Source organism: Microbacterium sp. 5K110, assembly GCF_005774735.1.
Classification (GTDB): Bacteria; Actinomycetota; Actinomycetes; order Actinomycetales; family Microbacteriaceae; genus Microbacterium.
On sequence record NZ_VBUM01000026.1, the window covers coordinates 26,376 to 39,741 of the forward strand.

General features: G+C 70.0%; 10 protein-coding genes. 3 read left to right on the forward strand and 7 right to left on the reverse strand.

What is annotated here, in order from left to right; genetic code table 11:
- Nucleotides 1-7 precede the first annotated feature (7 nt).
- The 3 genes from FE256_RS08115 to FE256_RS08125 are packed head-to-tail and all read right to left on the reverse strand — an operon-like array spanning nt 8 to nt 3,860.
- Nucleotides 8-1,537, reverse strand: coding sequence for a glutamine synthetase family protein (locus FE256_RS08115; RefSeq protein WP_138174544.1), 1,530 nt, complete (start codon nt 1,535-1,537; stop codon nt 8-10).
- Nucleotides 1,530-2,867 carry a Rieske 2Fe-2S domain-containing protein gene (locus FE256_RS08120; protein WP_138174546.1) on the reverse strand — a complete coding sequence of 446 codons (1,338 nt, stop codon included), beginning with the start codon at nt 2,865-2,867 and terminating at the stop codon, nt 1,530-1,532. Before FE256_RS08120 ends, FE256_RS08115 begins: the two co-directional genes overlap by 8 nt.
- Before the next feature lie 45 nt (nt 2,868-2,912).
- Nucleotides 2,913-3,860, reverse strand: a complete 948-nt coding sequence (locus FE256_RS08125; RefSeq protein WP_138174548.1) for a PDR/VanB family oxidoreductase — start codon at nt 3,858-3,860, stop codon at nt 2,913-2,915.
- Nucleotides 3,861-4,002: 142 nt separating this feature from the next.
- Between FE256_RS08125 and FE256_RS08130 the strand changes: the two genes are divergently transcribed.
- Nucleotides 4,003-4,725, forward strand: a complete 723-nt coding sequence (locus FE256_RS08130; RefSeq protein WP_138174550.1) for a GntR family transcriptional regulator — start codon at nt 4,003-4,005, stop codon at nt 4,723-4,725.
- A 120-nt stretch (nt 4,726-4,845) separates the two neighbouring features.
- On the opposite strand, the gene FE256_RS08135 is transcribed toward FE256_RS08130, so the two are convergent.
- Together FE256_RS08135 and FE256_RS08140 are read right to left on the reverse strand one after the other, a co-directional pair.
- Entirely contained in the window at nt 4,846-6,450 is a 1,605-nt protein-coding gene (locus tag FE256_RS08135; protein WP_171024255.1) for a carboxylesterase/lipase family protein, read from the reverse strand.
- Nucleotides 6,451-6,503: 53 nt separating this feature from the next.
- Nucleotides 6,504-7,703, reverse strand: coding sequence for an MFS transporter (locus FE256_RS08140; RefSeq protein WP_171024256.1), 1,200 nt, complete (start codon nt 7,701-7,703; stop codon nt 6,504-6,506).
- A gap of 204 nt (nt 7,704-7,907) precedes the next feature.
- On the opposite strand from FE256_RS08140, the gene FE256_RS08145 reads away from it, so the two are divergent.
- Together FE256_RS08145 and FE256_RS08150 are read left to right on the forward strand one after the other, a co-directional pair.
- Entirely contained in the window at nt 7,908-9,767 is a 1,860-nt protein-coding gene (locus FE256_RS08145; protein WP_138174556.1) for a glycoside hydrolase family 3 protein, read from the forward strand.
- 28 nt (nt 9,768-9,795) lie between these two features.
- A complete protein-coding gene (locus FE256_RS08150) occupies nt 9,796-10,806 on the forward strand; it encodes a LacI family DNA-binding transcriptional regulator (protein ID WP_138174558.1) in 1,011 nt (336 codons plus the stop codon).
- A 19-nt stretch (nt 10,807-10,825) separates the two neighbouring features.
- Here FE256_RS08150 and FE256_RS08155 read toward each other — a convergent pair whose 3' ends face one another.
- Nucleotides 10,826-11,335, reverse strand: coding sequence for a hypothetical protein (locus FE256_RS08155; protein WP_138174560.1), 510 nt, complete (start codon nt 11,333-11,335; stop codon nt 10,826-10,828).
- Nucleotides 11,335-13,366: primary-amine oxidase (locus FE256_RS08160; protein ID WP_138174562.1), on the reverse strand; the 2,032-nt coding region annotated here is incomplete at its 5' end. The genes FE256_RS08155 and FE256_RS08160, both read right to left, overlap by 1 nt.

Below are 13,366 nucleotides of genomic sequence, written 5' to 3' on the forward strand. Positions count from 1 at the left end.
GTCGTCCTCAGAAGATCTCGAAGTACTCGCGCTGCTCCCAGTCGGAGACATGGCGAAGGTAGCGGGCGAACTCCGCCCTCTTGATGGTCGCGTACCAATCGACGACGACATCACCGAGGGCCGCACGGAAGACCGTGTCGGCCTCGAGCGCGTCGACGGCCTCGCCGAGGGATGCCGGCAGCGACGGCGCCTCGGTGCGGTAGGGGTCGGTGGTCGGCGCCGGCGGGATGAGACCGCGGTCGATGCCGTCGACGCCGCTGATGACCTGCGACGCGATGTAGAGATACGGGTTGGCCGCGGGCTCGCCCGACCGGTTCTCCAGGCGCGTCGCGGGGTCGCCGACGCCACCGACGGCGCGCACCATGGCGCCCTTGTTGTCGATCCCCCACGCGATGCGGTCCGGCGCCAGCGAGTTCGGCTGATACCGCTTGTACCCGTTCACGGTGGGCGTGGTGAAGGCGGCGGCCGCCGCGGCGTGCGCGAGCACTCCCCCGAGGTACGCGGAGCCCAGCAGCGACAGCGTCGTGCCGGGCGCGTCGGGCACGAACGCGCCGCGTCCGGTCTCCCGTTCGGTGAGGGACTGGTGCAGGTGCCAGCCGGTCGAGGCGCCCTCGGCCCCCTGCGGGCGCGCCATGAAGGTCGCGTGATACCCCAGGCCCGCGGCGATCCGGCGGACGGCGGTGCGGCACAACACGATGGCATCCGCGATCTCGGCGGCGGAACCTGCCTCCATCGTGATCTCGAACTGGCTGGGGCCGAACTCCAGCTCGATCGAGCGCAGCGGGAGGTCGAGCAGCGTGAGCCCGCGGTACAGCGCGTCCACGAGCGGCTGCATGCGGTCGAGCCCCTCCTCGAGCAGCAGCTGCGATCCGCGGGTGGTGGGCGCCGTCATCGACGCGGCACCCGGACGGCCGGGAGCCCCCAGGTGCTCCGCGGCGAGAGCGGCATCCTCGGTCCGGAAGACGTGGAACTCCAGCTCCGCGCCCACGGTCATGTCGTAGCCGCGCGAGGCGAGCGTCGTCAGCTCGTTGCGGAGGATCGTGCGCGTGCAGAAGGGCACGGGCGATCCGTCGGGGAAGCGCAGGTCGCACAGGATCCACGCCGTCCCGGGCGCCCACGGCAGCACCCGGAAGGTCGTCGGGTCGGGCACGAGCACGATGTCGCCGGCGCCGCTGAACCCCGCGACACCCACGCCCGTCTCGGCGCTGAACACCGAGAACACGGACTGACCCGAGGTGTCCTTGAGCAGCAGCGAGCTCGGCGCCGTGACGCCGGAGCGCATCGCCGCGGTGATCCCGCCGCGCGCGATCGTCTTGCCGCGGAGGATGCCGTGCTGATCGACGAACGAGAAGCGCACCATGTCGATGCCGAGCTCGTCGATCACGCGACGCATCTGACCAGCGGCGGCGTACTGCGCCTCGCTCCACAGGCCGTGCCGGTGCACGAATCCCTCGCGGTCGGCCGCCAGCATCGGTCGCGCCGAGATTCCGCCGCCGCTCTCGGACACAGGGCGCTCGTCGACGTTGCGCTCACGCATCGACGGTCTCCTCGGCGGTCGCCTTGGGGGCCGCCCACGGCGAGGCCGAGCGGCGCTCCTGCTCGCGCTGGATCCACCGCTCCTGCCACGCGTCGTTGGCCGAGATCGTGTCCATCGCGAGGGGGCCGGTGAGCTTCGCGGCCTCCTCTGCGCTCACGGGGTGCGAGGGCGTCTGCCCGCCCGCGGCGAACGAGTCGATCGCCCGGAGGAGCAGGCGACGGTTGGCGGTGACGGCGCGATCCGAGACGCCGAGACGCTCGACCGTACGGTCCTGGATCGGGCCCATGCTCTCGACGGCCCACTGGTCGTGAACGTTGATGTCCAGGCCCATGCCCGTGTAGGTGAGGTCCTTCTGCTCCTGCGGGTCGAAGCCCCAGTTGTTGTCGCGGTTGCGGACGGGGCGGTAGTCCGGCAGTGTGACGCCCTCGAGGCGCTGCTGCAGCAGCGTGTCCTTGTCGGTGACCTCGGCGAAGTCGTACCAGATCATGTACCAGTAGTGGTGCTCGTCGTCGATCGGCACGTGCCACTGCGTGAACACCTTGGTGTTGCCGAACGGGACGACGAACGCGTTCGGGAACATGAGGTTCGTCACGCGGACGTGCTTGATGTCTTCGGTGAGCTGCCGCAGCGCGAAGACGCGGAGGCCGTGGTCGGCGCTCTCGACCTCGATGTCGGGGCGGTAGCTCTCACCCACGAGCATCGAGAGCTTCTTTCCCGTGCCCTCGACCTCCTCGGCGAACTGCTGCCCGTACATCTCGCGCGGGTCCTCCTGGATGAAGCGGTGCAGGAACGACACGTGGCTCGGGTCGATGCCGCCCTCCAAGCCCTGCAGCCAGTTGCAGTCCCACAGGCCCTTGAAGGCGAAGGTGTACTCCTCGGGCGCGACGAAGCAGTCGTAGTCCGGGAACGGCGGCGGGTCGCCCGCGCCCATGTAGGTGAAGATGATGCCGTTCTTCTCCACGCACGGGTAGTTGGCGATGCGGATCTTGCCGAGGAACTGGCTGTGCTCGGGCTCGGCCGGCTGCTCGACGCACTTGCCCTCGCCGTTGTAGAGCCACCCGTGGTAGAGGCACCGGATGCCGTCCTCCTCGAGGCGGCCGTAGGACAGGTCGACGCCGCGGTGGGCGCAGTAGCGGCTGATGAGCCCCCAGCCCTCGCGCTTCTTGAACAGCACGAGGTCTTCGCTCATGATGCGGACGGCCTTCACAGGCCGTTCCCCCGGCATCTCGGACACGAGCGCGGCCGGCTGCCAGTACGAGCGCAGGAGGTTGCCGAGCGGCGTACCCGGCCCGGAGCGGGTGATCTTCTCGTTGTCTTCCTGCTTCAGCATCGCCGTCGCCCTTCGTGGTCGGTATCGGATGTGTGGGACAGGCCCTCAGGCCTGGAGGACGAGGAGGGGGCACGCCGACCGCGAGACGCACACCATCATGCAGTCGTTCGCGGCGCGCTCCTGAGTGGTGAGGACGAAGTCGCGGTGCTCGACCTCGCCCTCGAGGACGCCCGTCTCGCAGCTGCCGCAGATGCCCTCTTCGCAGTCGGAGAGCACGTCGACGCCGGCGCTGCGCATCACCTCGAGCACCGACTGCTCGGGCTCGACGGTGAGTTCGACGCCGGTGAGGGCGAGGCGCACCGAGAACGGGCCGCCGGGGGCGTACTCCACGACGGGGGCGGTGAAGTACTCCCGGTGCAGACGACCGGATGCCTCGGGCACCAGCTGCGTGATCTCTTCGAGCATGCGCGCCGGACCGCAGGCGTACACCGCGGCGTTCGGGTGCGCGGCCAACTCGGCCGCGAGGTCGGCGCGGACGCCCTCGTCGCGCGCGACGACGTCGATCGTGCCGCCGGGGATCGTGGCGAGGTCGTCGAGGAACGCCATGCGGGTGCGCGAAGCGCCGAGGTACAGCACCCGCCAGGGCACCTCCGCCGCTGCGGCGGCGCGCACCATGGGCAGCACCGGGGTGATCCCGATCCCGCCCGCGACGAACAGGTACTCGTCCGCGGGCTCGAGGCCGAAGTGGGTGCGGGGTCCGCGCAGCGACACGACGTCGCCCGGGCGCAGCCGCTCGTGCACGGCCCGCGAGCCTCCCCGGCTCTGCTCTTCGTGCAGCACCGCGATCCGGTAGCGACCGGAGCCGGGATCCCCGCACAGGGAGTACTGGCGGACAGGGGCTCCGGGGATCTCGAGGTCGACATGGGCGCCCGGGGTCCACGCGGGCAGCGGCCCGTCAACGCCCTCGAGCTCCACCGCCATCACGTCGGGAGTCTCGAGCGTCAAGGAGCGCACGCGGGCCCGGAGCTCGGCGGCATCCTCTCGCGTCGTCATATTTGGATCCTAACAGATACATATTGGATCCAGACCCTTTCACCTGGGAGCCAGAGTCGCGTGGATTGCGTGGGATCGGCCGCCCCGTCTGCTAGGTTCGCAAGTCGCGGGAGCGCGACCACGACCGACGAAGAGGGGCACCATGGCCGCACGGGGGGACACCGACATCTCGTCGACGGGAGGGCACGCCCTCGTCGACGAGATCGCCGCCAAGATCCGAGATCGGATCATGTCGGGAGACATCCCCATCGGCGCGCAACTCCGTCAGGCCGAGCTCGCGAACGACTTCGGCGTGAGCCGCACCCCGGTGCGCGAGGCGCTGCGCCAGTTGCAGACCGGCGGACTGATCGAGGTCCTCCCCAATCGCGGTGCCGTCGTCCGTGTTCCGGCACCGTGGGAGGTGCGCGAGGCCTACGAGGTCCGCGCCGAACTCGAGGCGCTCGCCGCCGCACGCGCCGTCGAGCGCATCTCGCGAGGCGACGTGGCCCGGCTGCGCGAGGCGAACCAGGACATGTATGACCGCTCACTCGCACGTGAGCGCGGCGAGGCGGACTCCGCGCTCGCCAGCCGGCGCGAGAACGACGTGTTCCACAACACCATCGCGGAGGTGTCGGCGAACGCCCGCCTCGCGCGCGCGATCGAGGAGATCAACGAGACCTTCCCGCGCAACGTGTCGGCTCAGCTGCTGGTGGGCGACGACCGCCACCGCGAGGAGAACTTCCAGGAGCACGTGCGCATCATCGAGGCGATCGAGCGCGGGGATGCCGAGGCTGCGCGCCGCGAGATGCGCGAGCACGTACTGAAGGCCGGCGAGCAGCTTGCCCGGTGGTACGAGCGGCGCTCGTCGACGGTGTTCACCGGCTAGGTCTTACTGAGACCAGCGTGACAGCTGGTGTCACGTCAGTCTCAGCAAATCACCGGCGTGGCACCTCCCGTCACGTCGGTTTCCGCGGGCGCCGGCACCTACGCCCGCGCAGACTCGATTTCACAGCGGTCCGGCCATGGAGAACATGCTCGTGGCGGCGCTGCACGAGGACATCACGTCCACCGACGAGGACGCGATGAACCGGGATGGTCTCTTCACCGGCTCCCCGCGGCGGACCGCCGTCCGCGGCATCCCTCCGGGCCCACCGTCTAGATGGAACCCCCCGACGCGTGGACTCAGAACCGCAGAGCGCCGAGACGCCGCATAGGGGTCCGTCACCACGCGGCTCTCCGTGTCGAACACCATGCCGACGGGCGATCGCGACGTGACGGGCGGCCAGCCGGGGTCGCCGCTGCGGATGAACGAGACCCAGGCGTCGTGCATGGCCGACGCGAGCCAGCGCGGCGGATCGTCGCCGAGCACCTCGTCCGCCCGCGGAGCGTCGAGCAGGTTCCACACGAAGGGCAGCTCGAGACAGTGCATGGCCATTCCCAGGCCGGGGCTGCGCCAGCGGAAGTCGTAGAGCCAGGACTCTCCGTCCCGGGCTCGAACGAAGGCATCCACGGGTCGCCGGAAGGTGCGGTCCGTGACGAGTTGACCCACCAGCGCCGCGGAGGAAGACACGCGCATCTCCTCCATCACCGCGGCGGTGACGTCGCCGGGGACACCGCGCCGCCCGAGGAGCTCTTCGGGCGTGGAGGCGTCGAGCTCCGCCGCGACGCCGAACACCGTCATGTTGAACTCGTGCGCGGTGGTTCCGATCAGGATCGGCACCTCGCCCGAGGGGACGGCGGAATCCCGCGGGAGCAGGAGCCCGTCCACCACGGGCGCAAAGTACAGATCCACGCGCCCGTCGTCCTCGAGGGCACGGTCGAGCGTCTTGTCGGCGCCCTCCGCGGCGAAGGGAACGAGACGCAGTTGCGCGTCGAGCACATCGTCGATATCGATGTCGGCGAGATCGGCCAGGGTGGTGGGGCGCCCGAGCTCGGCGGCCATCTCTTCCGAGCGGCGCTGGGCGGTGTCCCTGTCGAGAGCCCCGATGGCGGGAGACTCGAGGATCGCCTGGTGGAACAGCCCCGCCGCCGCCGGCGAAGCCAGCAGGGCGGCGACCGCCCCGCCCCCCGCACTCTGCCCGGCGATGGTGACGCGATCCGGGTCGCCGCCGAACCCGGCGATCTCGGCTCGCACCCACTCGAGGGCGGCGATCCAGTCGAGGAGAGCACGGTTGTCGTCTCCGCCGTCGACGAGTCCGAAGCCCTCGAACCCCAGCCGGTAGGACACCGAAACGACCACGACACCGTTCTCGGCGAAGCTCGACCCGTCGTACCACGGGCTCGACGGGATTCCCCCCACGAAACCGCCGCCGTGGATCCAGACCATCACCGGCAGCGAGGCGTCGCGATCGGGCTCGGGGGTCCAGACGCTGACATGAAGGGTGTCGTCACCCGGCACGCTCTCCTCCGGGATCGTGGAGAACGGCATCATCGGACGACGTTGCGGCGTGGCGCCCGGCTCGACGGCCGCGCGCACCCCCGACCACGGGCGCCGGCGCTGGGGAGCGAGCCACCGGCGGGTGCCGACGGGAGCCTCCGCGTACGGGATTCCGAGGAACACCGCGGTGGAGCCGACCCATCGCCCCTCGACGAGACCGCCGGTGGTGCGCACGCGCGGCCCCCCGGCCCCCCGCGTGGCCGGAGTCCCCCGCGTCGACGGCGCGGTCATCGGGACTTACGGATCGGCAGGATGAACAGGCTGGCCAGGAGGACCCAGACGATGGCCCAGACGAAGAGCGCCTGGTAGCCGAACGCCGCCGAGATCATCGCGGCCAAGACCGGGCCGATCGCCTGAGGCAGAACCGTCGCGATGTTCATCACGCCGAGATCCTTCGCGATGCGCGAGGGGTCGGGCAGGACGTCGATGATCAAGGCCATGTCGATCGCCATGTACGTGCCGAAGGCGATTCCGTTGATGGCGGCCCAGATGTAGAACGCCTCGATCGACGGCGACAGCAGAGGGGGCACCAAAGCGACGGCCATGCCGATGGACGCCCCGATGACGAGCGGCTTGCGCCGACCGATCCGGTCCGAGATCCGTCCGAACACGATCGACGACAGCAGAGCGCCGACCATGGTGATCATGCCGACGACCCCGATCTGCACGTTGACCTCGACGAACTCGAGGCCGACGTAGGCCAGCAGGAGGTTGAAGACGAACACCTGCACGGCCCAGTAGCCGAGCATCATCAGGAAGCGCGCCACGAACGCCCACGCGAAGTCGGGGTTCCGTCGGGGATTGACCCAGAAGCTCTCCGCGAACGAGCGGAGGGTGACGCGCTCGCGCGCCAGAGGTGTCGAGGAGCTGTCGGGATTGATGAGCACGAAGGGGAGGATCACCGCGAGGAACACGGCGCCGAAGATGATGTAGACGGGATCGCCCACCGCGTTGACGAGCTGACCCGCGGCGATCGCCCCGAGTGTGCCGCCGACGATCGAGGTGACACCGAAGAGCGAAGAACTGATGCCGCGCCTGCTGTAGGGAACGCGATCGGCGACGGTGGCCTGGAACGGTCCGATCACCACGTTGATGGCGATCTGGACGAGCACCCAGAACACCGTCACGGTTATGACCGAGTTCGCAGTCTGCAGTCCGTACGAGAAGACGAGACCGGCGACTCCGCCCGCGAGAAGGAACGGCGCGCGGCGCCCCATGCGGCTGCGGGTGCGGTCCGACAGCATCCCGACCAGCGGCTGAGTGAGCAGCGTGAAGATCGCCGAGACCGCCAGGATCTGTGCGAGCGTCGCATCGCGGGCGACTGCATCCGTCGGGAAGAGACCGTACGTCTTGCCCGGGAGGAGCACCCCCGCCAGTCCCGACGGCAGAGCCATGAGGACGGTCCCCGTGATGAACAGGGATGCCATGTAGGTACTGAGCTGACGCCCGATCGGATAACGACGCGAGGCGCCGGCCTCAGTCTCCGCGCCGGGCGCCACCGTCGGCGTGAAGGCGGATGAATCAGTGTTCGACATTGGTGTCTCCCCATCGAGAATCTTGGACTAACACGAGTTAGTCTACGTTAGCACGCCGGCTTCGCCGGCACTCGGACAAGTTGAGGAGATCTCGCGATGCGTACTGCGACCTGGCGTGAGGCATCCGATGGATCGCTCTATCGCGACCTGAACGGGAACGGGGTGATGGACCCCTACGAGGATCAGCGGCTCTCGGTCGACGCTCGGACCGAAGACCTCCTCGCCCGTCTCTCGCTGGTCGAGAAGGTCGGTCTGATGTTCATCACCGTCGCCAATCCGGATCCCGCCGCGGACGACCTGGTCGACGACACGGGTCGCCCGGGGCGCCGCGACACGCGCGCTCTGCTGTCCGCGCACGTGAACCATCTCAACGTGCACCATCTCGGTTCGGCCATCGATGCCGCGCGCTGGACGAACGAGCTGCAGTACCTGGCAGAGACCACGACGCCGCACGGAATCCCCGTGACCGTGTCCACCGACCCGCGCCACGCCTTTCAGGAGAACGACGGCGTCTCCCTGCGCACACCCTTCTTCTCGACCTGGCCGGAGCCGTTGGGATTGGCCGCGCTCGGCGACCTCGACGTCATCCGCGACTTCGGCGCGATCGCGCGATCCGAATACCGCGCGATCGGCCTGACCGCGGCGCTCCACCCCAGCCTCGATCTGGCGACGGAACCGCGGTGGGCTCGGCAGTACGGCACGTTCGGCTCGGACGCTGAGTTCGTCGCCCGCGCGTGCGGGGCCTACCTCGACGGCTTCGAGGGCGAGACGCTAGGCCCCGACAGTGTGAGTTGCACGATCAAGCACTTCCCCGGTGGCGGCCCCCAGAAGGACGGGGAGGATCCGCATTTCCCGTACGGGCGCGAGCAGGTCTACCCCGGCGGGGACTTCGAGACGCACCTGGCCCCGTTCCGCGCGCTGGTCGAGCGGGGCGTCTCCGGGATCATGGCCTACTACGGAATGCCCGTCGGTCTTTCCCGGCGCGGTCGACCGGTGGAGGAGGTGGGCTTCGGTTTCCACCAGGAGATGATCACCGGGATCCTGCGCGGCGAGCTCGGCTACGACGGCGTGGTCCTCACCGACTGGGGCCTCGTGACCGACTCGGAAGTCGCCGGTAAGCGTCTACCCGCCCGCGCGTGGGGGCTCGAGACCGCGAGCAGGCGCGAAAGGGTGCGACGCATCCTCGAGGCGGGATGCGATCAGCTCGGCGGGGAGGAATGCGTCGACCTCATCGTCGAGCTCGTCGAACGGGGCGAGGTGCCCGAATCCCGGATCGACGAGTCGGCCAGACGAATCCTGCGAGTGAAGTTCGCGCTCGGCCTCTTCGACGATCCGTACGTCGACGAGGCCGGGGTGGACGAACGTGTCGGAACCTCAGCCGCGCGTGCGGCCGGACAGCGCGCCCAGGCCCGCTCGCTCACGATGCTCACTGCTCCGCATCCCCTCCCCCCGCTTCGGCCCGGCACCCGGGTGTTCGCTCCCACCCTGCAGGCTTCCGTCCTCACGGACAGAGGGCTGGTTCCTTCCGACGACCCCACCGGGAGCGACCTCGCGATCATCAGGCTGGACGCCCCCTACGAGCCGCGCGACGAGTTCTTCCTGGAGAGCAGCTTCCACGCCGGCAGCCTGGACTTCGCACCGGAAACACTCCGCGAGGTGGCGGACATCGCGAGCGCGACCGCGACCGCCGTCGTCGTTCACCTCGACCGGCCCGCGATCCTCACTCCTCTCGTCGAGTCACAGGTCACCCTCCTCGTGGCGTTCGGCGCCTCGGACGAGGCTGTCGTCCAGGTGTTGGCGGGAGAAGAGGAAGCCGTGGGGCGCCTCCCCTTCGACATCCCCCGATCGATGGATGCCGTGCGGGCGTCGCCGTCGGATCGTCCCGGAGTGGACGATCAGCTCTTCCCCCGCGGCAGCGGCCGCATCGCACGGCGATCAGGACACGCGGGTGGTTGACTGAGAGGACGAGCAGAGGAGGAGCGAGATGCAGCAGTCCCGTCCGGTGACCAGCAGCGACGTCGCCCTCGCCGCCGGCGTCTCCCGTTCCACCGTCTCCTTCGTGCTGAACGGCAACGACACCATCGCCCTGGCCGACGAGACCCGCGAGCGGGTGCGCCGCGTGGCGCGCGAACTCGGTTACGTCCCGCATTCCGGAGCCCGAGCCCTGCGGAAGGGGTACTCGTCCCTCGTCCTCATGCCCTCGCCCTCCGGTCCGGTGGGGCATCTCCTGAGCTCCTGGACCGATCAACTCGAGGAGGCGTTGAGTGCGCACGGCCTCACGTTCGTCACCTATGGCAGTCGTCATCTCGCCCCCGCTGACGCGGCGCGCGCGTGGTCGGAGCTCCGCCCCGTCGCGGTGCTCACCATCGGCGGGCTCAATCTCCCCGACGACGCCGTCGCCCTGCTCCGTCGCACGGGCACGCGCGTCCTCATCACGACGGGAGAGACGCCCCAACCCGGCATCCTGACCCTGATCACGCAGCAGGCGGAGGCGGGGAGGATCGCCGTCGAACACCTCATCGCCACGGGGCGACGGAGCCTCGCCGTGCTGATCCCCCGAGATCGTCAGCTGCAGCACATCGCCCGCAGCCGCGCCTCCACGGCCCGATCAGCCGCCCAGGCCCGCGGAGTGCGGCTGACGGAGCTGTCCATCGATTACACGCGCGAGTCCGCCGAGGAGGTGGCCGCGGCCCTCAGCTCAGCAGGCATCGACGGCGTCTACGCCTACGACGACGACTACGCGCTGCTCCTGCTGGGAACACTGCGCAGTCAGGGAGTCGACGTCCCCGGCTCGGTCGCCGTCGTCGGCTCCGACGACCTCGTCGCCGGCTCGGTGGCACAGCCGCCCCTCACGACCGTCCGGATCGCTTTCCCCCACGCGACCGTGGTCGCGGACGACATCCATCGACTCATCACCAATCCCACGAGCGAGCCCGGATGCGAATGGGCCGAGGCGCCCCGGTTGGTGGTCCGCGAGACCACCGCACCGATCTGAGACGGTCGCGCGACGGACGTCACCCCAGCGCCAGCGGCACCGCCATCAGCACCGCCGACGCGCCCATCGCCAGCGGCGGAAGCCGCACGATGAGCGGACGCTCGCGGTGCGTCGTGACGAACAGCACGACCCCGCCCACGGCATACGCCGCCACCCCGACGAGGGTGAGCAGCACGAGCGGCAACGCGCCCGCCCCGTGATGGGACGGACCGGGGGATGCCGGGACGTGCGCGGCGAGCAGCAACGCCGCCATCAGCACCGCACCGAGGGCGTCGAATGCCCGCATCCGCCGGTCAGCCGTCCGCCGCACCGGCCCCGGCACCACCGCGACCAGCGCCGCGACGAGCAGCGCTGCGGCCCAGAACACGGCCGGCACCCGCCCGCCGCCGACCACCATGTCGCCCATCGCGAGGAGCATGAGCGCGGCGATCAGGAGCTCACGCACGCGCGCGGCGGGGCGGTCGGCGGCGACGCAGCACGCGCCCGCCGCCGTCGCCACCAACGCCCCGGCGTGCAGCACCTCCCCCATCAGTGCCCGTGGTGCCCGTGGTGGTCGTGCCCGTGTGCGGAGTGGTCGTGACCGCCTGCGTCGTGCCCGTGGAACGCGTGCCCCTCGGCGACGGCCCCGCCGGCGCCCGGCGAAGGCGCATGGCAGTGGTCGCCGCCCGAGGACGGCGGCAGGTCGAGCGAGGGGTTGCGGGTGAAGAAGCCGTCGGGCTCGAACCGCAGACCGATGCGGTGCACCGGCATGATCGGCCATTCCTCGGGCTTGGGGTAGTGGTGCACGCCGACGATCGGCCAGAGCACGAGCTCCGCCCCGTCGAGCGGGCGGTCCGCCTGCTGCCACGCGGTGATGCCCTCGGCCTCGAGCGGAGCCTGGTTCGGGTAGTCGCCCGTGATGAAGCGCTCCGCCGGGTCGTACGCCGTGGCCCACAGGTGCTTCGAGACGAACGGCGCCTTGCGGGCGACGACGCTGCCGGGCCGGGCGAACAGGCGCGTGGTGTGCATCGCCGAGAGGCGGTAGGCGGTGTTCTCACCGAAGCGGTTGGTGCGCTCGGTGTTCTCGACGCGCCAGTGCACCGCACGAGACGCGTCGGCCAGGCGCCCGGCATCCTTCTCGGACGCGATGACCTCCGACACCATCTTGACGGCGTTGCCCCAGGGGTTGAGCTCCTCGTCCTCCTCGACCTCGGCGTGCACCTCGACCAGGCGGTTCTTCGGTCCGTCGATCGCGGTGTCCATGCGCACGGCGAAGTAGTGCTGGTGCGTGGGCGCCTGGACGTTGGGGCTCACCATGCGGCCGAACGGCGGCATCTTGCCGTCGTCGATTCCCGAGACCGACAGGATGCCGGTGAGCTTGATCTCCAACTCGATCGAGCCGTCCTGGTACAGCGACCAGTAGAAGCCGTAGTCGTAGTTGGCGACGGTGGCGAAGAACGAGATCACGAGGCGCCGCGAACGGCGGACGTCCGCCTCGCCGGTGCGCGTGTTGACGTGCTTCCACAGGATCGAGGAGTCCTCCTCGTGCAGGCACACGCCGTTCGTGATCGTCTGGGCCTCGCCGAGGCCGTCGAGCACGTGCGCGTCGAAGTAGTGGATCTCGCCGAGGCAGTCGCATCCGAGTTCGAGGGATGCCGTGAGCGGACCGGCTCCGTACTCGCCCCAGTCGAAGAAGTTCTTGCGGTAGGCCGTGGGATCGGAGTCGAGGTACGGGACGTACATCTCGTTGACCGCCGCGCGACGGAGGACCGGACGCTCGACGTCGCCGTCGCGGTAGGCGATGTCGTGCAGCACGAGACCCTCGCGATGCGTGAAGCCGATGCGGAACGACCAGTTCTGCCACGTGACCTTGTGGCCCTCGACGGTGAAGCCGGGACCCTCGGGCTGGGTGATCTCCAGCGGGGCGACGGTGCGGTCGGGTCCCCAGGTGCCCGAACGGTAGTTGCCGCCCTCGCTCGCCATCGGGATGACGCCGTGGTCCTCGATGCGGATGATGTCGAGCGTCTCGAGGTCGAGGATCGGCACGAGGCCGGCGACCGGACGCGCGTAGCCGTTGTCGTCCGCGCTCTCGCGGTACCAGACCGTGCCCCACGACAGACGGCGGTCCATGAGGTCCTCCGGCTCGAAGCCGGTGATCGACTCGGGGTCCACCCACACGTGCGTCGTGTCGGTGATGCCGCGCTTGGCGAGCGCCTCCTTCAGCAGCGGGTGCTCGCGGGCCGCGCGGGCGATCGCGCGCGCCTCGTCGCTCGAGACGCCGGGGCGCTTGGCATCCACGGGCGACCACGAGCCGAGCGAGGCCGGCCGGTCCGTGCCGGAGGTCCAGGCCGTGACCTCCCACGCGGCGTGGGCCGCGGGGTTCATGACCACCAGGCGCACCGGGCGCCCCTGCCCCGGGGCGAGGCTGCGGGCCAGGCCCTCCTCGACGGCGATGCCCCAGAAGCGCGGCTCCGACCCGATGCGCTCGTCCGCGCGCACGAGCGCGGTGACCTCGACGATCTCGGTGGGGGTGAGGGGGTCGCTCCAGTGCCGTTCGGCGGTCATCGGGTCTCCTTGGTGC

Coding starts and splice junctions, on each gene's coding strand:
- FE256_RS08145 (WP_138174556.1), top strand. CDS start 7,908: ATGCGTACTGCGACCTGGCGTGAGGCATCCGATGGATCGCTCTATCGC.
- FE256_RS08115 (WP_138174544.1), bottom strand. CDS start 1,537: ATGCGTGAGCGCAACGTCGACGAGCGCCCTGTGTCCGAGAGCGGCGGC.
- FE256_RS08140 (WP_171024256.1), bottom strand. CDS start 7,703: ATGGCATCCCTGTTCATCACGGGGACCGTCCTCATGGCTCTGCCGTCG.
- FE256_RS08125 (WP_138174548.1), bottom strand. CDS start 3,860: ATGACGACGCGAGAGGATGCCGCCGAGCTCCGGGCCCGCGTGCGCTCC.
- FE256_RS08155 (WP_138174560.1), bottom strand. CDS start 11,335: ATGGGGGAGGTGCTGCACGCCGGGGCGTTGGTGGCGACGGCGGCGGGC.
- FE256_RS08120 (WP_138174546.1), bottom strand. CDS start 2,867: ATGCTGAAGCAGGAAGACAACGAGAAGATCACCCGCTCCGGGCCGGGT.
- FE256_RS08150 (WP_138174558.1), top strand. CDS start 9,796: ATGCAGCAGTCCCGTCCGGTGACCAGCAGCGACGTCGCCCTCGCCGCC.
- FE256_RS08130 (WP_138174550.1), top strand. CDS start 4,003: ATGGCCGCACGGGGGGACACCGACATCTCGTCGACGGGAGGGCACGCC.